The organism is Mesoterricola silvestris (genome assembly GCF_030295405.1).
GTDB lineage: Bacteria > Acidobacteriota > Holophagae > Holophagales > Holophagaceae > Mesoterricola > Mesoterricola silvestris.
The window spans coordinates 2379928-2406264 of the sequence record NZ_AP027080.1 but is presented as its reverse complement, the minus strand read 5'-3'; the positions used below and the strand labels follow the sequence as shown (position 1 = coordinate 2406264).

General features: G+C 66.3%; 17 protein-coding genes. 10 read left to right on the top strand and 7 right to left on the bottom strand.

The features are described 5' to 3' along the window. Positions 1-34 precede the first annotated feature (34 nt). On the top strand, positions 35-1978 hold the full coding sequence (locus R2J76_RS10405) for an APC family permease (protein ID WP_316415784.1): 1944 nt from the start codon (positions 35-37) through the stop codon (positions 1976-1978). Between the two features lie 244 nt (positions 1979-2222). On the opposite strand, the gene R2J76_RS10400 is transcribed toward R2J76_RS10405, so the two are convergent. Continuing rightward, positions 2223-2561 (bottom strand): hypothetical protein, encoded by a 339-nt coding sequence (locus tag R2J76_RS10400; protein WP_316415783.1) that lies wholly within the window; start codon positions 2559-2561, stop codon positions 2223-2225. Positions 2562-3222: 661 nt separating this feature from the next. Continuing rightward, positions 3223-4053 (bottom strand): class I SAM-dependent methyltransferase, encoded by an 831-nt coding sequence (locus R2J76_RS10395; protein ID WP_316415782.1) that lies wholly within the window; start codon positions 4051-4053, stop codon positions 3223-3225. Between the two features lie 175 nt (positions 4054-4228). Between R2J76_RS10395 and R2J76_RS10390 the strand changes: the two genes are divergently transcribed. The 3 genes from R2J76_RS10390 to R2J76_RS10380 all read left to right on the top strand — a co-directional run bounded on the left by R2J76_RS10390 (position 4229) and on the right by R2J76_RS10380 (position 7073). Further along, positions 4229-5650, top strand: a complete 1422-nt coding sequence (locus R2J76_RS10390) for an MFS transporter (protein WP_316415781.1) — start codon at positions 4229-4231, stop codon at positions 5648-5650. Between the two features lie 2 nt (positions 5651-5652). Next, a complete protein-coding gene (locus R2J76_RS10385) occupies positions 5653-6651 on the top strand; it encodes a tRNA-dihydrouridine synthase family protein (RefSeq protein WP_316415780.1) in 999 nt (332 codons plus the stop codon). Between the two features lie 86 nt (positions 6652-6737). Beyond that, a complete protein-coding gene (locus R2J76_RS10380) occupies positions 6738-7073 on the top strand; it encodes an STAS domain-containing protein (protein WP_316415779.1) in 336 nt (111 codons plus the stop codon). 548 nt (positions 7074-7621) lie between these two features. Here R2J76_RS10380 and R2J76_RS10375 read toward each other — a convergent pair. The 5 genes from R2J76_RS10375 to R2J76_RS10355 form a co-directional block, all read right to left on the bottom strand. Then, on the bottom strand, positions 7622-8032 hold the full coding sequence (locus R2J76_RS10375) for an RHS repeat domain-containing protein (RefSeq protein ID WP_316415778.1): 411 nt from the start codon (positions 8030-8032) through the stop codon (positions 7622-7624). After that, positions 8017-8505 carry a hypothetical protein gene (locus R2J76_RS10370; RefSeq protein ID WP_316415777.1) on the bottom strand — a complete coding sequence of 163 codons (489 nt, stop codon included), beginning with the start codon at positions 8503-8505 and terminating at the stop codon, positions 8017-8019. Before R2J76_RS10370 ends, R2J76_RS10375 begins: the two co-directional genes overlap by 16 nt. 43 nt (positions 8506-8548) lie before the next feature. Further along, the gene (locus R2J76_RS10365) at positions 8549-9109 is read right to left on the bottom strand and encodes a hypothetical protein (protein ID WP_316415776.1); all 561 of its coding nucleotides are present in this window, start codon (positions 9107-9109) and stop codon (positions 8549-8551) included. A gap of 587 nt (positions 9110-9696) precedes the next feature. Next, complete coding sequence (locus R2J76_RS10360; protein WP_316415775.1) at positions 9697-10098, bottom strand: hypothetical protein; 402 nt, start codon at positions 10096-10098, stop codon at positions 9697-9699. 22 nt (positions 10099-10120) lie between these two features. Next, positions 10121-15508, bottom strand: a complete 5388-nt coding sequence (locus R2J76_RS10355) for an RHS repeat domain-containing protein (protein WP_316415774.1) — start codon at positions 15506-15508, stop codon at positions 10121-10123. A 349-nt stretch (positions 15509-15857) separates the two neighbouring features. Here R2J76_RS10355 and R2J76_RS10350 point away from each other — a divergent pair, with 349 nt between their 5' ends. From R2J76_RS10350 to R2J76_RS10325, 6 genes are all read left to right on the top strand, one after another. Further along, on the top strand, positions 15858-16436 hold the full coding sequence (locus tag R2J76_RS10350) for a hypothetical protein (RefSeq protein WP_316415773.1): 579 nt from the start codon (positions 15858-15860) through the stop codon (positions 16434-16436). A gap of 20 nt (positions 16437-16456) precedes the next feature. After that, complete coding sequence (locus tag R2J76_RS10345) at positions 16457-17731, top strand: chloride channel protein (RefSeq protein ID WP_316415772.1); 1275 nt, start codon at positions 16457-16459, stop codon at positions 17729-17731. Between the two features lie 78 nt (positions 17732-17809). Beyond that, entirely contained in the window at positions 17810-20041 is a 2232-nt protein-coding gene (locus R2J76_RS10340) for an NADP-dependent isocitrate dehydrogenase (protein ID WP_316415771.1), read from the top strand. A 156-nt stretch (positions 20042-20197) separates the two neighbouring features. Continuing rightward, the gene (locus R2J76_RS10335; protein WP_316415770.1) at positions 20198-21250 is read left to right on the top strand and encodes a S66 peptidase family protein; all 1053 of its coding nucleotides are present in this window, start codon (positions 20198-20200) and stop codon (positions 21248-21250) included. Continuing rightward, positions 21250-22650 (top strand): M14 family zinc carboxypeptidase, encoded by a 1401-nt coding sequence (locus R2J76_RS10330; RefSeq protein ID WP_316415769.1) that lies wholly within the window; start codon positions 21250-21252, stop codon positions 22648-22650. Before R2J76_RS10335 ends, R2J76_RS10330 begins: the two co-directional genes overlap by 1 nt. A gap of 674 nt (positions 22651-23324) precedes the next feature. Further along, positions 23325-26276, top strand: a complete 2952-nt coding sequence (locus R2J76_RS10325; protein WP_316415768.1) for a TonB-dependent receptor — start codon at positions 23325-23327, stop codon at positions 26274-26276. Positions 26277-26337: the final 61 nt, after the last annotated feature.

Below are 26337 nucleotides of genomic sequence, written 5' to 3'. Positions count from 1 at the left end.
GTCTGATGGACTACCTCTGCCAAGGATCCGCCCCATGCAGCCATTCCGAAGACTCATCCTTGGGCGCCGACTGGCCAGTGACGAGACGCAGCACACCAAGGTGAGCAACTTCGTCGGGCTTTCGGTGTTCAGCTCCGACGCGCTCTCCTCCGTGGCCTACGCCACCCAGGAGATCATGGCCAGCCTCTCCAGCAACCTCCACGGCGTGGCCGGGGTGAGCCTGGCCGCGGCCGCTGCGGCGCTCTACGGCATGTCCATCCCCGTGGCCCTGGGCATCGCGGGGCTCCTGGTCATCCTGGGCATCGGGTACCGCCAGACCGTCATGGCCTACCCCGGCGGCGGCGGGGCCTACATCGTGGCCAAGGAGAACCTGGGCGAGCTCGCGGCCCAGACCGCCGGGGCCGCCCTGCTCACGGACTACATCCTCACGGTGGCCGCCAGCGTCTCCTCGGGCGTGGCCGCCATCACCTCGGCCCTGCCCTCCCTGGGCGAGCACAACGTCCTCATCACCATCCTCGCCATCTGCTTCATCGCCGTGCTGAACCTCCGGGGCGTCAAGGAATCCGGCGCCTTCTTCGCGGTGCCCACCTACGGCTTCGTCTTCCTCATCATGGTGATGCTGGCCACGGGCGTCGTGCGGGCCGTCCTCATGGGAGGGCCGACCCCGGTCATGGTGCACGATTCCGTGCGCCACGCCACGCACCTGGGCAGCTTCGCCATGGTGTGGATCTTCATGCGGGCCTTCAGCGCCGGGTGCACGGCCCTGACGGGCGTCGAGGCCATCTCCAACGGCGTGACCGCCTTCCGGGAGCCCGCCGCCAGGAACGCCGCCAAGACCATGGTGTGGATGATCGCCCTGCTGGGCGTGATGTTCCTGGGGATCACCTTCCTGGCCTCCAAGCTGGGCGTGGTCTACATGCACAGCGCCGACGCGAGCCAGGTGGCCGAGACCCTCCTTTCCAAGCTGAGCAAGGCCATCTACGGGGACGTCACCCACGGGCTGCCCAAGCTCATGTACTACCTGACCCAGGGCTTCACCTTCGCCGTCCTGGTGGTGGCCGCCAACACGGCCTACGCCGACTTCCCGCGCCTCGCGGCCCTGCACGCCACCGACGGCTTCCTTCCCAAGCAGCTCACGAGCCAGGGCGACCGCCTCGTCTTCAGCAACGGCATCCTGATCCTCACCTTCGTGAGCTGCCTGCTGGTGTGGGTCTGCCACGCCAACACGGACCTGCTGCTGCCGCTCTACGCCCTGGGCGTGTTCATCGGCTTCACCGTAAGCCAGACCGGCATGGTCATGCACTGGGTGAACCGCAAGGCCACGGAACCCAACTGGCTGTTCAAGGCCATCCTCAACGGCATCGGGGCGACCGCCGCGGGCATCGTGATGATCGACATCGGCGTCACCAAGTTCGTCCATGGGGCCTGGATCATCGTCGTCCTGGTGCCCACCCTGGTGATCATCTTCTTCCGCATCCACCGCCACTACATCCGCATCCGCTCCCTGCTGGCCTCCAGCCGCACGGAGGAGGTCTATCCCCGCAAGAACCGCGTGGTGGTGCTGGTCTCCCGCATCCACCGGGGCACCCTCGAGGCCATCCGCTACGCCAAGGCCATCGCCGACCGCGGCCAGGTGGAGGCCCTCACCATCGATTTCCCCGACGCCCACGGCCACCCCAGCGCCGAATGGGAGCGCCTGAACGCCGACTGGCACCGGTACTGCGAGGGCATCCCCCTTCGCGTGGTCATGAGCGAGTTCCGCAAGACCGTGGAGCCCATCCTCGCCGAGGTGGACCGCATGGCCAAGGCCGAACCGGAGATCACCATCACGGTGATCCTCCCCGAGTTCGTCACCGACAACTGGTGGGGCCACCTGCTCCACAACCAGACCGCCCTGCGCCTCAAGGCCTACCTCTACACCCGGCCCAAGGTGGTGGTGATCTCCATCCCCTACCACCTGGACCCGCACGTGATCTAGGTTTGATCGTCCGTGTCCCGGACGTTCGCCCTGGTTCGTTGGCGCAGGCAAGCTGCGCCAACGGGAAGGCAACGGCCCTGGGGCTAGGGGGGGTGCTGCCGCATTCGTTCTCCGATGGGCGGTTGGGCGGGTGGGGGTATTGGGGCTCCCCTGGTGGGCCTAGTTCTTGGGTGCACGCTTCGAGTGCTCTGGGAGGAGGTTGGGTGGCGCCGACGTTGAGTGCCACGAGGCGGGCCCATTCGAGCTAACTAGCTCGATGTTTACTTGACCATTCCAGAAGTGCGGAACGCATTGCCGCGTGGAGCGATAGGCCGGCAGCCTCCGCCTGGGATTCGAAACTATCCCAGAATTCTGCCGGCATCTTCACGGCCTTGACCTGAACTGGAGCCTCTTGGCCTTTGGGTGGACGGCCAGGCTTGATGCGAATTCTTACCGCCCCTTCCATCGGCAAATCTTTGTGGTGCTCGGCCCAAGCCACGTCTTCGGCGTGGCGCTTTTGAAGAACTTCGAGCGGCTCGCCCGGGTTTTCTTTGAAAAACTCATCCCAGGTCATTTCTTGAGTGACGCTTTTCCGCTTGGTCATGTTCGCCTCCGCTTGCGAGAAACCCGGAAGGCCGTCGTAATCCGGATTCCATCGGGGAAAACATTCGAAAATGGGACACGGTAGAACCTTGAATCCACTGTGCCTTCAGCTAAAAAGCGGTTGTACGAACGATGCTCTTTGATTATTTCGCGATCCTCGGCAGAAAAGACGGCTTCGGCGGTTGCCTCATCAATTCCATGGGCCGCGATCTCTTGGCTGTTGACCTCGTCCCAGTGGAACCTCAAAATTGTCCCCGGTGTTAAAGGTAATACCATTACAATGACTGTCAAGGACGATGCGCCTGCATGGGGTCAGACGCTTAACGGATGCGGGCTGGGAGATGCTTACCGGACGGCTTGACCGGCCCCAAAGTAGCGGCGTGGCCGGCGGAGAAGAATGCTGGGGTTCGAGGGGCCTCGGTAGGATGAAGGCACTTTGGGGTCCGGGTCGAAGCGAGGGTTAGGCTCCGCCTCCCCGTACCGGCCCAGCTCGGCCAGGGCCTCCCGTTACCTGCCCAGGCGGGACAGCGCGACTCCCTTCAACCGCGTCACGTACCCCGTGGTTCCCTTCCCGGTGCGGATCATCTCATCGGTCACCGACAGGAGTCAGGATCACGGTTTGTTCCCATCAGGTTGCGACAAGAATAGCATTCCTTCGCCCGTCAACCCGAGGTCGCCAGGAGGATGTGTCCGCCCCGCTCCAGGGGCGCCCCGCCCCGCCCCGCGAAGAACCGGTTCCGGATGCCCGCGGGCCCCAGGTCCTCGATGGCGCGGAAGCCCAGGTCCCGCAGCCGGGCATGGAGATCCTCCGTCTCGAACCGGCTGCGGAGGTGCTCCCCCACGGAGGCCACCCGCCGCTCCAGGGTGTCCATGACGGCGGAGGGGGTCGCTCCCGGAGGGTTCCCGTAGTCGAAGACCACCTGGGCGCCCCCGGGCAGGGACGCGATGAAGGCCAGGGTGGAGAAGACCGTCTCCTCGGCCAGGTAGGGCACCACCCCCAGCCAGGTGAAGAAGGTGCGCTTGCCGGGGTCGAAGCCCTCCAGGGTCAGGCCGTCCTCCAGCGTCTCGCATTCGAAGTCCACGGGCACGTAGGTGAGGTTGTCCGGCACGGGGATGGCGGCCTCGGCCAGGAGGCGGCGCTTCCACTGCTGGGTGTCGGGGTGGTCCACCTCGTAGATGTCCAGGTCCTGGCCCAGGGGGTTGCGGTAGGCGTAGGTGTCCAGCCCCGCCCCCAGCACCACCAGCTGGCGGGCTCCCCGGGCGAAGGCGGTGCGCAGGGCGTCCTCGGCGAAGCGGGTGCGCACGGCGATGAAGAGCCTCAGCTGGCGCTGGGTGGCGTCCCCTTCAGCCCGTCTGGCCGCCAGGGCCGCCTCCGGCCCCAGGATCCGCCCCGCCAGCGGGTCGGTGAAGATGCGCCCTTGCTCCAGCACCTGATGCACGGCCCGGTGGGTCGCGGCTCCCAGGGCTGTTCGGCTCGGCTCTCCAGGCTGCATGGGGGCTAGCCTAGTTGGAGCCCGGGCCGGAATCAAGGCGGTATTCGGCTCCCTTTGCGCTCCGGCGCGAGAATCCGTTGAGAAGCATCGAATATCGGGCCGGAACGAATATGGGCGCCCCGGCCCGGCCATAATGGCTTCACGGCCCGGCTCCCCCGGCCGCCCTGGAGGACGTTTGGACACACAGCAGGAAAACCCCCGGCGCTGGGCCCTCCTGGCCCTCACCTCCGTCGGGGCGTTCATGGCCCCCCTGGACGGCTCCATCGTTTCCGTGGCCCTGCCCCGCATGGGCCCGGCCCTGCGCCTGAGCTTCGCGGCCTCCATGTGGGTGCAGGCCTCGTACCTCCTGGCCATGGCCGTGACCCTCATCCCCCTGGGGCGCCTCGCCGACCAGTGGGGGAAGGTGCGGTTCTACCAGGCCGGACTCGTGATCTTCACCGGGGGGTCCCTGGCGGCGGCCCTCTCCGTCGACGGCGCCACCCTCGTGGCCAGCCGGGTGCTGCAGGGGGTGGGCGGGGCCCTGCTGAGCGCCACCTCCGCGGCCATCGTCACCAGCGCCTTCCCGGCCCGGGAGCGGGGGCGGGCCCTGGGCATCAACGTCATGGCCGTCTACGCGGGCCTCAGCGTGGGACCGCCCCTGGGCGGGTACCTGGTGGATCACCTGGGCTGGCCCTGGATCTTCCTCATCAACCTGCCCATCGGCATCTTCACGCTGCTCTGGGGCCTCAGGCTCCTGCCCGCGGCCGAGGCCCGGCCCGGACCCGGCGCCCGCATGGACCTGGGCGGCGCGGCCCTCATGGCCGTCCTGCTCGTGAGCCTCATCGTGCCCCTCACCTTCTCCTCGGCCTGGGGCCTCGGATCCGGCCGGACCCTGGGAATGCTGGCCATCGCCCCCTTCGCCCTGGGGGCCTTCCTGGCGGTGGAATCCCGGGTGGCCTCGCCCCTCATGGACCTGGACCTGCTCCGGCGGAACCGGCTCTTCGCCGCGGCCAACCTCGCCGCGCTCCTGAACTACATGGCCCTCTACGCCGTGAGCGTGCTCACCGCGGTCCAGCTGCAGCTGGTCATGGGCCACCCGGCCCGGGTCGCGGGCTGGGTCCTCATGGGCCAGCCCGTGATGATGACGGTCCTGAGCCCCTTCGCGGGCCGCCTCAGCGACCGCATGGGCTCGCGCACCCTTGCCACCTCCGGCATGGTCCTGGTGGCCACGGGCATGGTCCTCCTGGGCTCCCTGGGGCGGGAGGCGGGCCTGGGCGCCGTGGTGGGCTCCCTGGCGGTGGTGGGCCTGGGCATGGCGGCCTTCAGCGCCCCCAACACCAGCGCGATCATGGGCAGCGTGGAACGCACCCAGCTGGGCGTGGCCAGCGCCTTCCTGGCCACCATGCGGGTCACGGGCCAGGCCCTGAGCGTGGCCTTCCTGGGCGGCATCGCCGCCAGCCGCCTGGGCAGCGGCGGCTGGCGCCTGCTCCTTGCCAAGGCCTCGGGGCCCGCCGCGGGCGCCTTCGCCTGGGGCTACAGCGCCGCCATGTTCACCGGCGCCGCCCTCGCCCTGCTGGGCGCCATGGCCAGCCTCACGCGCCACGGCCGGGAGGCCTAGGGATGTTCGAACGCATCGTCATCGACGGCAGGACCTTCGCCCCCGCCCTCTTCCTGGCGCCCATGGAGGGCATCACCAACTCCGCCTTCCGCCGCCTCCTCTCGGACTACGGGGGCTACGGCGCCCTCTTCACCGAGATGCTTTCCGCCGGGGCCTTCCTCCAGGAGAAGACCCGGGAATCCTCCTTCACCCGGCGCCGGGACTGCGAAGGGCCCGTCATCTACCAGTTCGGCGCCTCGGGCCGGGAGGACCTGGAGGCCGTCATCCGCAAGCTCCCGGAACTGGGGGCGGCCGCCGTGGACCTGAACCTGGGCTGCCCCGCCCCCAAGGTCAAGGCCAACGGCTGGGGCGTGGCCCTCTGCGCCGACTTCCCCCGGCTCCGGGAGGTCCTGGAGCGCATCCGCCGCAGCTACGCCGGCACCCTCACCGTCAAGTGCCGCCTGGGGGACGATCCGGACCATTGGCGGGAGGGCTTCCTGGAGCGGGTGAGGCTCTTCGAGGACGTGGGCGTCAACGCCCTCACGGTGCACGTGCGGTTCTCGGGGGAGAAGCTCAAGCGCCGGCCCCGGTGGGAGGAGTTCCCCTGGATCGCGGCCCGCACGAAACTGCCCCTCATCGGCAACGGGGACATCTGCTCACCCCGGGACCTGGAGGCGAACCGCGCCTTCTTCGAGCCGCTGTCGGGGCTCATGCTGGGGCGGATCGCCGCGGTGAAGCCCTGGATCTTCCGGGAATTCGCCGGCCTGGAGGTGGGGGAGATCGACTACGCCGAGGTGTGGGACCGGCTCTACCGGTACACCCTGGAGGACATGCCCCCGGAGCGAGCCTTCGGGAGGCTCCTGGACTTCTCCTACTACTTCGCCAAGAACTTCATGTTCGGGCACGTCTTCTACTCCAGCCTCCAGAAGGCCGCCACCCCCGGGGAGATCCGGGCCGCCGCCCTGCGCTTCCTGGAGGCCCGGCCGGGCCTCAACCCCGGCAAGGGACTGTCCTTCACCTGAGGAACCGGTTGAAATTTTCATCCAACCCCTTGACGGATCCCTCCGGATTCCTCATGGTCAGGCAACGTTCAACGCAAGGAGGCAGCATGAAAATCCAGGAACGGGATGTCAATGGCGTCCACATCCTCGCCCCCCAGGGCAAGGTCACCCTGGGCGACGGCGACCAGGAGCTGGGCGAAGCCGTGCGGCAGTGCCTGGAAAAGGGGAACCGCAAGATCCTCATCGACTTCACCAAGGTCTCCGTCCTGGATTCCTCGGGCCTGGGCGAACTGGTGGGCTGCTACACCTCCATCAAGAACCGCCAGGGCAGCCTCCGCATCTGCGGCCTCAATTCCAGGATCTTCAACCTTATGCAGATGACCAGCCTCCACTCCGTCTTCGAGGTCAAGGACACCGAGGCCGAGGCGCTGGCGGGGTTCTAGGAAGGTCACCAAGGAATCGTCCGAGTCCCGGACCTTCGCCCCCGTTCAATGGCGCAGGAAAGCTGCGCCGACGGAAAGCCACCCTCCTTGGGCCTGGGGGGTCTGCTGCGGCATGCCTTCTCTGCTGGGCGGTGGGCGGCGTGACGATCATGGGGCTCCCCGGGAAAACGCATGTTCACTCGGTTCGTTTGAATCCAGGCCAGCCCCGTTGTTGCATCAAAATGCAAGGCACTGGTTGTTTGCGACACGAAATACTAGGCATGCCGACCCTTTTGACGAATTGCCCAAACAAGAATGGCAATAAACAAGAAGCCAATACCTATGCTTGTTCCTAGCCATCCATAGGCAGATTTCCTCCAGGCTCCATGGTCAACCATTGGATAGGCAGTCATCCACAGAGCAAAAAGCAACCGATACAGAGCATACATTTCACTAAAACCCAAAAAAATAAGAGAAAAAATGGCGACGGTAGTTTTCGACATGGCTATTCCCCCGGTTTATGAGTGGACCCATTAGCATAAACGACAACATTATGGAGTGTTATGCTACTAAATATCGGACTGGCTCACGCTGACGAGGCGGTTCGAGGCGTCGTAGCCGTAGGCGGCCACCTGGCCCAGGGCGTCCGTGACCGCCTTCAGGCGGCCCGCGGCGTCATGGAGGAACTGCGTCGTGCGGGTGCCGGCAACGGTCACCACCTTCTTGAATCCGGCCGATGCCGGGTAGGCGGTCACGGTGGTCAGGCCGGCCGGATCGATGGACGTGTCGGCCCTTCCCCGGGAATCGTAGGTGAGCGAAGAACCCCGGTACAGCGCCACGGTCACGGTGGTCGTCGGCGGGCTGGTCTGCCACTGGAGGCAGGCCCTTTCGCCGGTATCGGGATTGATGGCGCCCCACTTCTTACAGACGGATTCCCCGGGGACCGTCACGGTCGTTTGGCGGGTCAGGTTCGGGAGCATCCGCTGGGTCTCGTGGTCGGCTCCGTCCCCGGACAACCAGACCGTTTCACCCGTGGGGCGGCCCGCGCCGTCGTAGCCGTGGATCCTGTCAGGGCACCATCCCGTTCCCGGGCCACCTTGGGTGGGGGATTCGCGGTGCTGCCGTTCTGGGTCGCGTCGGTTCCCCGGGAGGTGGTCTCGGTGACCACCCGGCCGAGGAGCCACTGGGGGATCCGCGAATCGAGGGTTCGGACCACCAGGTCCTCCGTGCCCGACGCTGCCCCCGGCGAGCTCCAGCCGGCGCCCTGGCTGGCCAGATTCCACACGTCGAACCCGAGGGAGGGGGAGGCGGATAGCGCCGTGGTGCTGTGGACCTGGGTCCACCCCAGGCCGGACGCGTCCCAGTTCGTCGTCTCCTCCGCGGTGAAGGTCTGGGCATCCTTGTCCCAGGTGCGGGTGCGGGTCGCATAGGGCACCGGGTAGTCCGTCAGCACCCCCCGGGTGTAGCCGGTGGCGCGTTCCGAGCCGGATAACTACCTATTTTTGAGGCCTTGCACGATCCGCCGCGAGCTTCTTTAATACATCAAGCAAATCGCGATTTTTTTGATAATTAAAATTACTGAATTGAAATTTCCCTTCTAATGCGGTTACTTCTGCAATTACGTCAGGTCTTTCCTTCATTTTTCCGGGCTGGACTCCAAAAATTTCAATTAAATACTTGTCACCGTCCTGAACGACCTTGCCAACTACGTAACGTTTTACGGGGTCTTGGCTGCTTAAGAACGGATCGAAGTCAATCCCTACGATTTCTCCCGGCGTTTTCGCTTGCGCATCTGAATCAGCTTTCAGCGCTTTGAGAAGCTGCGGAGTAAATAGACTTCCCTTTTTCTTGATCGCGACTTCCCAGGCTGATTGGTCACCACCACCTCGAATTGCCATGGGTGCATACCAGTTGTAAAAATTTTGCACGAAGCTCTCGATATTGGATGTTGCCGCAACTGGTCGCGCGGGTTGCGCTGAAAGTGAGATGGGCAAAGCAATCCCCATCCCATAAGCTAGGGCAATTCGACCAAACACTGCAGATCTGAACATAGGCACCTTTTTATTCTTCTATAGAGAGCACTTGCTGACCCCGGGACTCCTTCGGGAAGGAATATACTATCAGGTATCGGGAAACCTGAAAATTTGACTTGGGGTAGGATCTGTTCGATAAGGATTGAAATTATTTTGTTTGAAATCAGAAACCCATCCACTCCCATTGAAAGTCTCAATTTGGCCATGCGGATGTGAATCATTTCCACCGAAAACCGCGATATCACCTGTCTGTGGAGGGCTTCCGCTAGCGCCAACCGCCGAGGCTCCGAGGCGCTCTAAGAATGGGCCGTAATCCTTCGCGTCTCCCGGGCGACCATTTGTGCTTAGTCCCCCTGCTTCTAGCCCCTTCCGGATAGCCATTGCACAACGTCCTTGTGATTTAGCTTTAGCATTTGCAGTAGCAAACCTGACGAATTTCTCCTTATCTAGCTTGCCTCCGCCTTTCGTGGAGGGTACCGAGCCGGTGACTGTTGGTCCCACCTAAATGCCTTCGAAACGCTTGGTCTCTGGATCGAAGACAACAGGCAAGGATTTCTGGTCTGCTTGCGACAAAGATTATCAAAGAGCCAGTTCTTACAACCCCAAGATGACTAATTCCATTTTAGGTATACATCACCTCCAATGATATGGATAAACGAATTCCACTCTTCCACAAAGAAACCAATACCGCCCGAATCCGCCGGCAGTCGTTTCAATATGGCATTGTAGCCCTTAAGGGTACCCTCCGATGGCTGGCAACTGGTGATGGTTAATGGATCCCCATTGGGAATGAAGGGATAGCCTTGATCAGGGGGGTCAATGGAAAATACCGAAAAATTTATTACATCCAGTTCACCCATCCGATACATTTCTTGATTTGATCCACCGAGATTCCCAATCCAAAAATTTATCAACATCTTGATGGATTTCGCCTTGAAATCCACATTGAGGGAATACAGTTCGGCATCGTGAATACCATTAGGTAAATGTTGGTCAAGTTCTTGGATTTTCATCTCACACCCGAATCATTAATGGCTAGGGAACAGGCACCAAGTTCCTCGCAGGGATGATTCTCGACCCTTCACTTACAATGATGTATGTGATGACCGCAGCTGTCCCCGCTTCGGCAATTGGCTTGGGAGGAATGGACCTCAGGAAGTCCATGATGCGTGAAGTTCGCGACTTAGCGTCGGAAGGTTTGGCATCAGGCTTGATCACATCGCCAGGCTGATAATGCTCCTTCCCTTTCTTGTCCTGCCCTGGTGGGGTGTAGTGCCAGTGATCATTTTCTTTTTCTCCACCTTTGCCAGGCTGGGCTCGGTCGAAATCAAGCTTCTCACCGGTTTTGTCATCAACCCACTTTTCTCCATTTGGGTTCTTGTGCCCCTTATCTTGTTGCCAATCGGGTCCAAGCCCGCTTGGGTCCTTAGGGAGTGGTTGATTAGGACTCCACGATGTCGTCCCTGCCGTTCCTGCTTGCGACCGCTTTTCCTCATCCTGCCGCCGTCTTCCAGCATTCTCATTTTCGCTGGCCCCCGCCCCTGCGGTGGGAACCCCACTATCCGCCTTCGTAGCAGAGGTCGTTTTGTTCTTATCCTTTTCCTCCTCCCTCGCCAGTCCCGTGGGGTCCGTGGTCATGACCGGATTGTTCTGCACGTAGCTGTTGATGTTCCAGCTCTGCGTGAACTCGAAGTGCTGGTCCCTGGCCGGATCGGGGCTCGCGAACCGTCCGTATTGCGGCAGGTAGAACCGCGCCTGCATGTAGATCAGCCCCGATGCATCCGTCTGCTCGTGCCCCGTGAACCCCTTCGCTGTCCGGAAGGTCCCCGACTGCTCGAGGAGTTCACCGAAGGGCAGGTATTTCTGCCGCGATTCAACCGTCCCCGCGGGGCCCGTGACCACCCGGGGGCTTCCCAGGTGGTCCACCTGGGTGACGTGGAGGCCTGCGGAATCCCGTTCCGCCGTGCCCTGGGTGCCCACGTAGAAGACGTCACGCGTCCATGTCAAGGATCCGCTGGGACTGACCTCCCACTGGCTCACCAGCTGCCGGGCATCATTGTAGAGCTGAATCCGGGATTTCTGGTAGGTCCCCCCGAGATAGTCCTGGATGACGGTGCGCAGGCCGTCGGCACGGTATTGGTACCGCTCCTGGACCCCGCGGGAGGAATGCTCCACCGAGGTCACCCGGCCCAGGGCATCGTAGCCCAGGGTGATCACCTTGCCCGACTCCCCGGGGCGCTCAAAGACCTGGGTGAGGTTTCCCTGGGCATCGTACTGGGCGCCGGTGTAGGCGCCGTTGGCCATCTGAACGGGCAGACGGTTGTGGCCCCACAGCGCGGCATCGTTGGGATCGAAACTCACGTAGGCCGTGGAGGGGCAAACGGTTCCCGGGCTGGTGGTCGCTCCGCTGATCCGGTTCCCGAAGGCGTCGTAGGTGAAGGTCTGGCTCTGCGGGCCGTAACTCGGACTCTGGAGGGTGGCGGAGACGAGGCGATTGAGCGCGTCATAGCCGAACACGTCCGTCTCCAGGGTCCTGAGATCCAGGACCTGGGCCAGGTTCCCGGCGGGATCGTACGCGTAGCCCCAGCGCTCCAGGGCGGCGTTTCCCGCACCGAAGTGCTCCAGGGTCCCCAGCCGCATCTGGTCCGGGCCGTAGGAGAAGTGGCTGGATGCCCCGTTTCCGTAGGCCACGGCCCGGGGAAGCCAGCTCACCGGCTCGAAGCTGGTCGACCAGTCGCTGCTGTCCGCGATGGTCTGGCCTCCGCTCGAGAGGAGCCTGGGGAGGCCGGCGGCTTCGAAATAGCTTTGGGTCCAGTCCGCGTGCCCCGTGGAACCCGAGGTCCGGTTGCCATACGCGTCGTAGCCCAGCGTCTGGGTGAGACTCTGGCCCGCGGCCAGGGTCGTCAAGGTGCTGAGCCGCCCGGTGGTGCCGTCGTACCCGTACGTGGCCTGGATCTGCCCATCCTGGCTCCAGGCGGGCTTGCCTCTGCCGCCGGGCGCCGTGTCATAGGTGAAGCTCTGGTTCACGGTGCCGTCGCTGGAAACGACGGAAAGCACCCGGCCCAGCCCGTCGGGGGTGGCCGTCACGGACCTGCCGTTGTAGTCCGTGACCTGGGGCCGGCCCGCGACCGTGAATCCGGAATAGGTGGTGGTGCCGCTTTCCGGCTGCTCCAGCGAGGTGAGCCAGCCCAGCGCGTTGTAGGTCCAGGACCGGGCCTGGCTGTGGGAACCGCTGGACTGGCTCACGCTGACGAGGCGGTTCGAGGCGTCGTAGCCGTAGGCGGCCACCTGGCCCAGGGCGTCCGTGACCGCCTTCAGGCGGCCCGCGGCGTCATGGAGGAACTGCGTCGTGCGGGTGCCGGCAACGGTCACCACCTTCTTGAATCCGGCCGATGCCGGGTAGGCGGTCACGGTGGTCAGGCCGGCCGGATCGATGGACGTGTCGGCCCTTCCCCGGGAATCGTAGGTGAGCGAAGAACCCCGGTACAGCGCCGCGGTCACGGTGGTCGTGGGCGGGCTGGTCTGCCACTGGAGGCAGGCCCTTTCGCCGGTATCGGGATTGATGGCGCCCCACTTCTTACAGACGGATTCCCCGGGGACCGTCACGGTCGTTTGGCGGGTCAGGTTCGGGAGCATCCACTGGGTCTCGTGGTCGGCTCCGTCCCCGGACAACCAGACCGTTTCACCCGTGGGGCGGCCCGCGCCGTCGTAGCCGTGGATCCGGTGGGACCACCCGCCGTTGGGGTCGAGGCGACGCTCCAGGACGAGTTCTCCGTACCCGTTATAGCGGAGCGCCTGGACCTGGGCGCCGCGGGTGACGGTCAGGCCCCGGTGGGAAACGTCGTCGTAGGCGATCTCCGTGGCCTGCATGCCGGGCGGCGTGATGCGGGTGAGGCGTCCGGCCCCGTCCCACTCGAACGTGGTCGTCCGGTTGTCGGCGTCACGCTGGGCCGTTGGCCGGCCCACTTCGTCCTGGTCCTGGCCCGAGGTCAGGAGGAGGCCGGCGTTGGGCCGGACGCCGATGCTCGACAGATAGCCGTTGCCGTCGTACCCGTAGGCGGCGACGCCCATGCTCCCGCTGAAGGCGAGGCCGTTGGGACTGGAAAGGGTCGCCTTCAGCATTTCGGCGGCGGCAAGGCCCGAGGCTCCCTGGTAATCCAGGGTGGTGACCACGGCAAGGCTCGCCGGGTCCCCCGTGGTCACGGACCTGAGGGTATTCAGGGCACCATCCCGTTCCCGGGCCACCTTGGGTGGAGGATTCGCGGTGCTGCCGTTCTGGGTCGCGTCGGTTCCCCGGGAGGTGGTCTCGGTGGCCACCCGGCCGAGGAGCCACTGGGGGATCCGCGAATCGAGGGTTCGGACCACCAGGTCCTCCGTGCCCGACGCCGCCCCCGGCGAGCTCCAGCCGGCGCCCTGGCTGGCCAGATTCCACACGTCGAACCCGAGGGAGGGGGAGGCGGATAGCGCCGTGGTGCGGTGGACCTGGGTCCACCCCAGGCCGGAGGCCTCCCAGTTCGTCGTCTCCTCCGCGGTGAAGGTCTGGGCATCCTTGTCCCAGGTGCGGGTGCGGGTCGCATAGGGCACCGGGTAGTCCGTCAGCACCCCCCGGGCGTTGCCCGGGGCGTGCACGCTGAGGCGGTCCTTCACCACCCACTTGTAGGCCGAGCTGGCGCCGGGATCGGGGGTCGGCAGGTCCGCCTCCCAACCCACTCCGGCCGCGTAGTAGCGGGTCTCGCGCTCCACGTGCTTGAGGTAGGCCAGGAATTGCATCCCGTTCGCGGGGTCGGGCTCCACGAACCGGTGGACGGCCACCTGCCCGTCGGGGGTCGTGACGGCCGTGTAGAACGCGGTGGAAACCCAGGACTCGGTCAGATCGGTGCCGACGGGCGGCACCGCGGTGAGCCAGTTGAGCTGCGGCACGACCCGGGTGTAGCCGGTGGCGCGTTCCGAGCCGGATATCAGGTCCGCATCCGTCAGGCCCGACACGCCGAAGGCCCAGGAAGGACGCCGCTGGCTGGACGGGGCGATGCCCCAGGCGTTGGGGGAGCTGTTGGCCTGGTAGGTGTACGGCTTCCAGTCAAGGGTGACGATCCGGTTGGGCAGGGTCACGCTCCTCAGGACGGTCGGCGAAACGGTCACGCCATCCCAGGTCGCGCCGGTCCCGGCCACGGCGTACGCGAACTGGACGGATTCGCCCGTATCCGTTTGCTGGACCTTCACGGGCTGGAGGCAGTGGGCGGCCTCGCCCCAGACCACGTTCATTTTCCGCTGGCCGTGGAGCTGCTTCGTGACGGCGCTGTCCGGTTCGCCTCCGGTTTCCAGGGTCAACGCCTCCATGGGTTTCGGGCAGCCCAGATCCAGCAGGAAGCTGGAAACGGGGTGGCTGATGCCTTGGTAGGAGACCCGGACCCGCGTCAGGGCGCCCATGCCATAGGCGCTGGAGACCAGGCTCGGCATGCCCGGCGCCCCCACGGATCCCTCCACGGCGACCTGGATCCGGACCGATGGGTTCGTGCTCCACGTGGCGGTGTAGCCGATCCCATCCGGAGCGTAGGTGAAGTCGACGCGTTCCCCGAAGCGGTTCCGGATGTGGGTGAGGGCATAGTTGGCGCTGAAGAGGGAGGTGCGGGACGTGTTGACGAGGTAGGGACGGAGCTGGGTCCGGAATCGGTGGCTCACATAGGTGAACTCGTAGGCCACATCCCCCTCCACCACCAGGATCCGCCTGGGCCAGCGGCACTGGATGGCATTCGTGTCGATGCTCTCCTGGTAGTGCCAGTCCTGCACGTCCCCGGCGGCGTCCAGGATCCCCAGAATCAAGGCGCCCGTGGATCCCACCTGGATGAAGGGCGCCGCCGGATACCCCACATCGCCGGCGAGGGTCCCCAGGCTTCCGGACACGCCGAATTGCGCGAGGAGCTGCCCGGCCGCGGCGGCCGTCATGGAAGGCGGTACCGTGCCCACGAGGGTCCCGCCTCCGCCGGGAAGCCTGTACGCGCTCTGGGTTTCATCCGTTGAACCCAGCGCCAGATCGAAGGAGCCTGGCGAGAAGCTCGAGGTTCCGTATCCGCGCTGGTAGATCGTGTCCACGGTGGTCGTGTTGTAGTACAGGGTTCCGCGGCTGCTGACCTGGGCCACGTAGGTCTCGAAAATGGAACTGACCGCCACCTGGGGAGCGATCCGGAGGCTCAGGGTCGGCCGGAAGGTGAGCCCGCGCTGCCCGATGCCCGGGCCGAACGGGATCTCCAGGCTCGCCGCACCCGAGGCGACGTCCACCTGGACGCCCGCATTCAGGGTGGCCGGTCCTTTCGCCCGATCGAATTTCACTTCGGAAAAGCTGGATTGGAAGGACTGAGCCCGGAGAACCCCGGGCATTCCCACCAGGGCGAGGGTGATGAACAGCAGATTAATGGATGTGCTCAAAAGCCGGTAACGCCATTTACGCACAAAACTCCCCCTCGGCATTGCGAGTTAATAACTAAATCAATTATGTTTAAGTAGGTGTTCAGCCAGCATTTATGCCATGGGATCTGAATTCAATCCGAGGGCATGGGTTGGGTTGGAGACAGGCTACACCCGATCCTGGCCCAAACCGAAAAATTTCCCTGAACGGTCGAAAACGGGGGATGAACGGGTCGAAGCGGAGGTAAGTTCCCGGGCGCCGGTTCCGGATTCCCGGGCTTTTCCCTGTTCTCCCCCCCTGGATTTTCCTGGCCGCTGCGCTAACGGCCGGGGCATTTTTGCCGATGAGGGGGGATAAGGATGGGGGAACATGGATGTTTCGGCCATTACAAGCACCAGCCTTCCGCTGACCCAGACGGTCAGCCAGGTGGTCACCACGCCGGATCCGGGGGCCACGGCGGTCACCGGGCAAGTGAGCACGCCGGCGTTTGACGTGGCCCTCACGGCGCTCACCACCAGCACCGCGGCGGTGGTGGATCTCACCGGCACGGCGGCGGGGGTGGATCTCAATGCCGAGGACATCGCGGCCCAGGTGGAACAGGCGGCCGTCGCCCAGCAGACGGTGCTTTCGGCCATGCGCTCGGGGGCGGACGTCTCGACCCTGCTCAGCGGGCTTCCGCCGGGGGCCACGGCGACGCTCCTGGGCGGGGGCTTCGTGCGGACCCCGGCGGGGGTCAATCCTTCGGAACTGGATGCGCTGTGGGCCTTCCATTTCCCCTTCCACAGGCTGGACGTGCCGGCGGTGACCTCCTCCACCCACGCCGAACCCACCCGGGACAAGGACAAGCACGGCGCGGGCAGCTCGCCCCTCACGGGCTACGGGCCCCATGGGGAAAAGGAGCCGGTGCCGGGGGAACCCCCGCCCTCGACCCTGGATATCATGGACTGACGGGCCCGGGACCCGTCTTCATGATCCTTTCAAGCGCGCGCACCCTCCTTCCCACCCGCACCACCCGGCTGAGGTTCCTGGCCCACACCCGCCACATCGTGGGGGTGATGCTTCCCCTGGGCGCGGCGGTGGGGCTGCTGGTGGCCCTGGCGCTGTACTGCCTGGCCCATTTCGAGCCGTGGGTGCAGAGCGTCGGATGGCGCACCCGGCTCACGCTGCTCCTTCCCGCCGTTGGGCTCTTCCTCACCACGATCTGGCTGCGGTTCACGGGGCTGGGGGAGGTGTCCCTGGGCGCGGACCTGGACCTGGCCCGCACGGATCCCTACGGGGCCTTCCCCTTCCTGCGGTCCCTGGGCAAGGTGGTGGGGTGCGCCCTCACCATCGGGTTCGGCGGCAGCGCGGGCACGGAAGGGCCCGGGAAGTGGTTCGGGGCGGCCATGGGCCTCCAGTACCACCGGGTGCTTCGCACCTCGGCCAACTACCTGGGCATCGTGAGGCGCCTGGCCCGGCCCCCCCTGGTCATGGCCCGGGCCGGGGCGGCCTCGGCCCTGGCGGCGGTGTTCCGGGCGCCCCTTTCCGGGGCCCTCATGGCCGCGGAGAACCACGGCCACCTGGCGGCGGAATCCCTCATCCCGTGCCTGGTGTCGGCGGCCTCCGGCTACGTGGTCTTCTCCGGCCTCATGGGCTACGAGCCCCTCCTGCCCCTGCCCCGGGGCATCCCCACCCTCCGGGCCCGGGAGCTGTTCTGGGCCCTGGGGCTGGGCCTCCTGTGCGGCCTGGCCTCGACGGCCTACCTGCGGGCGAAGAGGGCCCTGGACGGGCTGCTGCGGAAGTCGCCCCTGGTGTGGCGAGGGCTGGCCGCGGGGGTGGGGCTCAGCCTCCTGGCCGTGCCGGGGCACTTCCTCTTCAGCGACCTGCCCATCACCGAAGGCGGGGGCCTGGACCTGGTGAAGGTCCTCCTCCAGGGCGGCACCCTGCCGGGCCACGCCATGGCCTTCCTGGGCCTCAAGCTGGCCGCCACGGCCCTCACCTTCGCGGGGGGCGGCATCGGCGGCCTGTGGCTGCCCTCCCTGACCATGGGCTGCGCCCTGGGCACCGCCTTCGACGGCTTCGCCCACCTGGGCACCCACGGCTACCTGACCCTGGTGGGCGGCGCCGCCATGGCCGGGGCCACCAACGAAAGCCTCCTGGTGCCCGTGGTCTTCCTGGCCGAGACCACGGGCCAGGCGGCCCTGGTGGTGCCCGCCCTGGTGGCCACCACCGTCTCCTACGTGGTGGTGCGCGAAGGGGGCTGACGGGGCGTGGGCGGGGCCAATCTGGTCTATCATGGGGAATCCAACACCCAACGCCACTGGGTTTCGAGACGAGGTGATATGAGCGCGGAAACGGGAAAGATCATCTGGACGGGCATCGACGAGGCTCCCGCCCTGGCCACATACTCGCTGCTTCCCATCGTCAACGCCTTCACCCGGGCGGCGGGCGTGGTCGTGGAAACCCGCGACATCTCCGTGGCCGGCCGGATCCTGGCGGCCTTCCCGGAGCGCCTCGACGAGTCCCAGCGGGTGCGGGACGAGCTCACCTACCTGGGCGAGCTCACCCAGCTGCCCCACGCCAACATCATCAAGCTGCCCAACATCAGCGCCTCCATCCCCCAGCTCAAGGCCGCCATCAAGGAGCTCCAGGGCCAGGGCTACCCGGTGCCCGACTACCCCGAGGCCCCCGCCGACGAGGCCGAGAAGGCCATCCAGGCCCGCTATGCGAAGATCCTGGGCAGCGCCGTCAATCCGGTGCTCCGGGAGGGCAACTCGGACCGCCGCGTGGCCCTCTCCGTCAAGCGCCACGCCCAGAAGCACCCCCACCGCATGGGCGCCTGGACCCCGGACTCCGGGACCCACGTGGCCCACATGGATTCGGGCGACTTCTACGGCAGCGAGAAATCCGTCACGGTCGCGGCCGCCGGCAACGCGCGCATCGAGTTCGTGGGCGCCGACGGCGCCGTGAAGGTCCTCAAGGACAAGCTCTTCCTGCAGGAGGGCGAGGTCGTGGACGGCTCCTTCCTGAGCGTCAAGGCCCTGCGCGCCTTCATCGCCGGGCAGATCGAGGCCGCGAAGAAGGAAGGGGTGCTCTTCTCCGTGCACCTCAAGGCCACCATGATGAAGATCTCCGACCCGGTCATCTTCGGGCACTTCGTTTCCGTCTTCTTCAAGGACGTCTTCGAGAAGAACGCGGCCCTCTTCGCCGAGCTGGGCATCAACCCCGACCTGGGCCTGGGCGACCTCTACGCCAAGCTCGCCAAGCTCCCCGCGGACCGGCGCGCCGCCGTGGAGGCCGATATCCAGGCCGCCTACGCCTCCCGCCCGGCCCTGGCCATGGTGGATTCCGAAAAGGGCATCACCAACCTCCACGCCAGCAACGACATCATCATCGACGCCTCCATGCCGGTGGTGATCCGGGATTCCGGCCGCATGTGGGGCCCCGACGGCAAGCTCCACGACGTGAAGTGCGTCATCCCGGACCGCTGCTACTCCACCTTCTACCAGGAGGCCATGGACGACTGCCGCCGCCACGGCCAGTTCGACCCGGCCACCATGGGCAGCGTCTCCAACGTCGGCCTCATGGCCCAGAAGGCCGAGGAGTACGGCTCCCACGACAAGACCTTCAAGGCCCCCGGGGACGGCGTCATCCGCCTGGTGGACGCCTCCGGGGCCGTGCTGCTCCAGCACGCCGTGGAGAAGGGCGACATCTGGCGCGGCTGCCAGACCAAGGACCTGCCCATCCGCGACTGGGTGCGCCTGGCCGTGAGCCGCGCCCGGGCCACCGGGGCCCCCGCGGTCTTCTGGCTGGACCGGAACCGGGCCCACGACGCCCAGATCATCGCCAAGGTGGAGCGCTACCTCCCCGACCACGACACCACCGGCCTGGAGATCCACATCCTGAGCCCCGTGGAGGCCATGCGCTTCACCCTGCCCCGCACCCGCGCCGGCAAGGACACCATCTCCGTCACCGGCAACGCGCTCCGCGACTACCTCACGGACCTGTTCCCCATCCTGGAGCTGGGCACCAGCTCGAAGATGCTCTCCATCGTGCCCCTGCTGGCGGGCGGCGGCCTCTTCGAGACGGGCGCCGGCGGATCGGCCCCCAAGCACGTCCAGCAGTTCCAGCAGGAGGGCTACCTGCGCTGGGATTCCCTGGGCGAGTTCCTGGCCATCGGGGTCTCCCTGGAGCACCTGGGCACCACCTTCAACAACCCCAAGGCCCTCCTCCTGGCCGAGACCCTGGACCAGGCCAACGCCAAGTTCCTGGACAACAACCGCAACCCCGCCCGCAAGGTGGGCCAGATCGACAACCGCGGCAGCCACTTCTACCTCGCCCTCTACTGGGCCGAGGCCCTGGCCGCCCAGACCCGGGATGCCGACCTCCAGGCCCGCTTCGCCAAGGTCGCCGCGCAGCTGGGCGCCAACGAGGCGAAGATCAACGCGGAACTCATCGCGGCCCAGGGCCGCCCCGTGGACATGGGCGGCTACTACCACCCCGATTTCGAGAAGACGTCCCGGGCCATGCGCCCCAGCCCCACCCTCAACGCGATCGTGGACGCCATCGCTTAAAAGATTTTTTTCACGGCGAACTCCCCGATGCCCGCAGCGCCCCGGCGTTAGGTTCTTTCCCTGGCATGGCCCGGCGCCCCGGGCGATGGAATACTATTTCCACCAAGGCAAGACATGAATCTAACGCCCAGGCGCTGTGACTCGTTGGGGGATCCCGTGGCCCAGAATCGACGTTCCTTCCTGCGGTCGGCGCTCCTCGCGGCCGCCGCGGTGCCCCTGGCGCCCGGGCTCATGGCCTCCCAGGCCCCCGCGGGCTCCCGGGGGACCCTGAAGGCCCGCCGCCTTTCCCAGGGCCAGACGGTGGGCCTCATCAGCCCCGCCGGCGCCACGTGGCAGTCCGACGAGATCAAGATCATCCGCGAGGCCCTGGCGGCGCTGGGGCTGGAATCCAAGGTGGGCAGGCACGCCCTGGACCGGTACGGATACCTGGCCGGCACCGACGCGGACCGCGCCGCCGACGTCAACGCCATGTTCGCCGACGACTCCGTGGACGCGGTGCTGTGCGTGCGCGGAGGCTGGGGCTGCAACCGCATCCTGCCCCTCGTGGACTTCCGGGCCATCGCCGCCCATCCCAAGATCCTCCTGGGCTACAGCGACATCACCAGCCTGCTCAACGCCGTCCAGGCCCGGACGGGGCTCGTCACCTTCCACGGCCCCGTGGGGACCTCCGTGTGGAACGCCTATTCCGTGGACTGGCTCCGCCGGGTGCTCTTCAAGGGCGAGGCCGTCATCATGGAGAACCCCCACGTGATCGGGGACAGCCTCGTGCAGATCAACGACCGGGTCCGCACCATCCGCCCCGGCACCGCCCGGGGGCGCCTCCTGGGCGGCAACCTCACGGTGCTCGCGGCCATGGCGGGCTCGCCCTACCTCCCGGACTTCAACGGCGCGATCCTCTTCCTGGAGGACACCAACGAGCACATCTACCGCATCGACCGCATGCTCACCCAGCTCAAGCTGGCGGGGATCCTGGACCGCATCGCGGGCTTCGTCTTCGGGAACTGCACCAAGTGCGATCCCGGCGACGGGCACGGGTCCCTCTCCCTGGAGCAGGTGCTCGACGACCACATCCTGCCCCTGAAGATCCCCGCCTGGGCCGGGGCGATGATCGGGCACATCGAGAACAAGTTCATGGTCCCCGTGGGCATCCCCGCCGAGATCGACGCGGCGCTGGGGACCATCACCATGCTCGAACCCGCGGTGCGGTGATGCGGCCCCTCCTGGTCCCCCTCACCCTGGCCTGTTCCCTGGCGGCCGCGGCGCCCTGGCCGGCCCAGGCCCTCTGGGACCAGTGGCCCACGGCCCACGTGTCCCCCGCGGATCCCTGGGTCATCCGCCATGCCGGGCTCCAGGCCGCCCTGGCCGCGCTCCAGTCCCGGCACCCGGGCCTGTTCACGGTGGTGGAGGAGGGCCTCTCCTCCGAAGGGCGCCGCATCCAGGTGCTCCGGGCGGGCACCGGACCCCGGGGCGTGCTCCTGTGGTCGCAGATGCACGGGGACGAGCCCACCGCCACGGCCGCGCTCCTGGACCTCATGAACTGGCTGGGCCTGAACCGCGACGACCCGGAGGTGAAGCAGTTCCTGTCCCGCGTCTCCCTCTGGATCATCCCCATGCTGAACCCCGACGGCGCCGAGCGGGGCCAGCGCCGCAACGCCCAGGAGATCGACATCAACCGGGACGCCCTGCGGCTCTCCTCGCCCGAAGGGCGCCTCCTCAAGGCCGTGCGGGACCGGGTGCGCCCGATGCTCGGTTACAACCTCCACAACCAGAACCCCCTGGTCAAGGCCGGCCCCGGAGGCCGCCAGGTGGCCCTTTCGCTCCTCTCCGTGCCCGGGGACGAAGCCTGCTCCGAGACCCCGGGCACGCGCCTCACCCGGCGCCTGGCCGTGAAGGTCCAGCAGCTCGTCGCGCCCTTCGCGCCCAACCGCGTGGGGCGCTACGACATGGACTACACGCCCCGGGCCTTCGGCGATTCCATGACCCGCTGGGGCACCGCCACCCTCCTCGTGGAGGCCGGCGGCTGGTCCGGGCCCAACGAGGCCGAGCGCCTCGTAAGGCTCAATTTCGTGGCGCTCCTGGGGTCGCTTTCCGCCTTCGCCGACGGGTCCCTGGACGATATCGACCTCGCCGACTACGCCAAGATCCCCCTGAACACCCGGGACGCCATGGCCACCCTGGTGGTGCGCAACGCCCGGGTCCTGGAGGGCCGCGGCCTGGCGCCCTTCACGGCGGACTTCTCCTTCGTGGTCCAGGGCCCCTTCCGGGGCGACGCGCCCAGGCGCGAGCCCCTCGTGCAGGACCTGGGCGACCTCTCCTACGCCACGGGCCTCACGGAACTGGACGCCAGCGGCCTGGTGGCGGTGCCCTGGCCCCTGGCCCACGGGGACTGGGCCTCCCTGCACTCCGACCTCCACGCCCGGGGCCTCGCCGACGCCACCGAGGCGCACCTGGCCGCCGCGGTCCACGCCCTGGGGGACGCCGCCGTGGCTCGCCCCGGCTTCCGGGGCGCCGTGCTCCTCTACCGCCCCGGCCCCGCCGGGATCCTGAGCCTGGCCGGCGCCGTCCTCCACGGAAAGGTCGAAGGCCCCGTGGCGGCGCAGGTGAATTAGCCTTCGGAAAAGGGATCGCCCGGGTTCCTGACGTACGCCCCGGTTCGTTGACGCAGGCAAGCTGCGTCAACGGCAAGCTCACGCCCTTGGGACGAGGGAGGGGTGCTGGCGCGTTCCGGCTTCGTTGAGTGGGGAGGCGAGGGTGGGCCTGGGGCTCTCCGCGAGGGCCTAGGGTGTCGAGGGCGCGCTGCGAGTGATCCGGGAGCGTGGCCGATGGCGCCGACGTTGATTTGTGGGCAGGCCAAGCATTCAGCGTCGGCGCGAACCCAGGAACCGCCCCGCGGGACTCAACGCGAGCCCAAGCCCAATCGGGGCCAGAGCGTGCAACCCGGCCCCCCCACCCCCGAGGCGAGCCCTTCGGTGGCGCCGGCCCCGCCGGCGACACCGGACCGGGGCGCAGGTCCGGGACCCGTGCGATGGAGGCCCCGGTTGCGAGGGAGGTTTCGCCCGAGTTGGTGTGGATGGCTTGATGGGGGTTGTTAAAAGGCGTTCTGACGGCCGTTGGGGGAGCCGTGACAAAAAGGTGACGAAAGGGCTAATTGCAGTAGCCATTAATGACCAGATGGGTATACTCCAGGTCAGAACACCTAAAAACCATCCCGTATCACCCGGGGGCCCCTGCCCTCCAAGCCGTGGAGAATCCCATGAAACTTCGGCATCTTGGTGCATTTGCGATGGTAATCGTCGCCCTACCGGCCTCCGCCCAGCAGGCGGGCGCCATTTTCGGCAGGGTCACCGCGAAGGACGGGAAGCCGCTGGCGGGCATCCACGTGGATGCCAGCGGCAACGTCCTGCCCCAGGGCCGCCTGGTGGTCACCAACGAGACCGGCGAATACCGCCTGCCGTTCCTGCCCCCGGGCGAATACACCCTCGTCTTCACCCACCCGAACCGCGCCACCGAAAAGCGGAAGGTCGTGGTGGCCCTCCAGCAGACCACCACCCTCCACGTGACCCTCAACGAAGCCGCGATGCAGTCCACCGTTGTGGAAGTGGTGGGCCAGGCCTCCATGGTCGACGCCTCATCGGCCGAACTCAAGACGCTCATCGCCTCCGACGTCCTCACCGCCATGCCCGTGGGCGTGGGATACCGGGACATGATGAAACTCATTCCGGGCGTCGCGTACACCTCCCAGGGCACCCGCGATCCCAATGCCGGCGGCAGCGGCCAGGACAACGTCCACCTCATGGACGGGGTCAACGTCAACCTGCCCATGTATGGAACGATCGGCATCGGCGGGGGCACGGCCTCCTACGACATCGACCAGATCGCCGTCACCAAGGGCGGGGCCTCGGCCACCGACTTCAACCGGTCCGCCGGTTTCACCATGAATTCCATCAGCAAGTCGGGCACCAACGTCTACACGGGCGAGCTCTCCTACACCGCCATCCCGGCGAATCTGGTGGCACGCCGCCCCGCCGGCAGCACCACCTCCTTCGAGACCGATTCCACCTATGCGGTGGCCAATGTGGGCGGCCCCATCGTCAAGGAGAGGCTGTTCTTCTTCGCCTCCATGTACAGCCCCAAGGACACCCGAAAGAACGGGTCCAACCTCTACGGGCCCGTGCCCGAATTGAGCACCAGCCACACCGAGTACTTCGGCAAGCTGACCTACTCCCCCACCACCAACCTCCTCCTCCACGGCAGCTACCGCCGCGCAAAGCATACGGACTACAACGTCAGTGTCGGATCCAGTTCGCCGGCCTCCGTGGCCAACGGTGCGGAGTCCACCACCACCATCACGACCCTCGAAGCCTCCTGGTCCATCACGCCCAACAACTTCCTGAATTTCAAGTACACGAATTTCGCCATCTACCAGGGTGACCATCCGAACACCTACGCCAGCGCCACGGCGGCCCTGGACGGCAGCTCCGTCCTGGACGTGAACAACCTGGCCACCCAGGGCAACCTCTCGATTCCCACCGTGGCCCAGGCCGGGAGCAACGCGACTCTCATCGCCCTCATCAATCGCTACGGGTACGCCGGCACCGGCACCAACGCCACCCCGGCGGGCTTCGTCGGCGGCGGCAGCGTGGGCGTCTATCCTTCCATCAACACCGACAACTTCTTCCGCCGGAACTACCAGCTGGCCTGGGACGGCACCTACGGATCCACGGTGAGCCACGAGGTGCACGTCGGTTTCCAGTACTGGAAGGAGATGGAGGACCTCTACCGCATCTCCAACGGCTGGGGAAGCATCGCCGCCAACTTCAACAACCAGAAGATCCCCACCACCGCCCTCAGCGGCGTGGGCCTGGTGTACGCGTACGTGGCCTCGCCCTACCAGCAGGGCCTCGGCCACGCCCCGCAGATCCACTCGGAACTCGAATCCCAGAACTTCGAAGTGAACGACCGGATCCGCTGGAACGCCTTCACCTTCAACGTGGGCGTGCTGGTGAGCAACGACAAGCTCTACGGCATGGGCATCCGCACGGATTCCACCACCGCCGGCGGCTACGCCCTGGCCCCCGGCCAGAAGTACCTGGAGCACGAGATCAAGTGGGCCGACACGCTCCAGCCCCGCCTGGGCGTGACCTGGAACTACCACAAGGACGACACGATCTACGCCAACTTCGCGCGCTACGTGCCCTCCACCTCCTCGCTGCCCCGCGCCTCCTCCTGGGCCCGCAATCTGGTGGGCACCATCAACGTCTACTTCGACGCCACGGGCCACATGATCGGCCAGGGCGCGGACGCCGTCTCCCAGGGCAAGCTCTACGTGGACGGCATCAAGCCCCGCCACACCGATGAATTCATGGTCGGCACCACCCGCGACTTCGGCCAGGGCTTCACGGGCCGGCTCTACGGTCGCTACCGAAAGAGCATCAATTTCTGGGAGGACACGCCCAACAATTCCCGGGTCGTGTACAACGCGCCCAGCGACGTCCCCCACACCCTGTACATCCCCGACCTCGCCACAAAGCTGAGCAATCTGGGCGCCAACGGCGGGCCCATGAACGGCAACACCTCCGCCGTCATCGCCCAGTTGGACGGCGCGTTCACCAAGTTCTACGAAGTCTGCGCCGAGACCGAGTGGCGCCGGGGCGACGCCTACGCCAGCTTCTCCTACACCTGGAGCCACTACTACGGCAACTTCGACCAGGACAACACCGCCAACGGCTCCGCCAACGACCTGAACCTCTTCATCGGTTCCTCGAACATCGCCGACAGCGCCGGCACCCAGATCTGGGACAACAAGTACGGCAACCTCGCCGGGGACCAGCGCCACAAGATCAAGCTCTTCGGCAGCTACGCCTTCCCCTGGAACGGCAAGCTGGGCGTCTACGCCGTCTACCAGACCGGCATGCACTGGCAGAAGACCGATTACAAGGTCTACCAGGCCTTGATCACGGCCACCGGTTCCACCAGCACCAGCGACACCGCCCGCTATGCCGAACCCGCCGGCTCCCGCGTCAACCCCGCCCACTACCAGATGGATCTCAGCTACACCCAGACCTTCTGGCAGTCCAAGACCATGGGCCTCTCGGGAACCGTGGATCTGTTCAACGTGTTCAACCGCCAGACCGTCACCGCCTACAACCAGAGCGCCAACGGGGGCCTCTTCGCCTCCCCGCAAACCTACATGCCGCCCCGCCGCACCCAGTTCGGGCTCAGGTTCTGGTTCTGATCCGGAGATCAGGCTGAAGAAGGAAGGGAGCGGCGTTGCCGCTCCTTTCCATGTCGGCGCG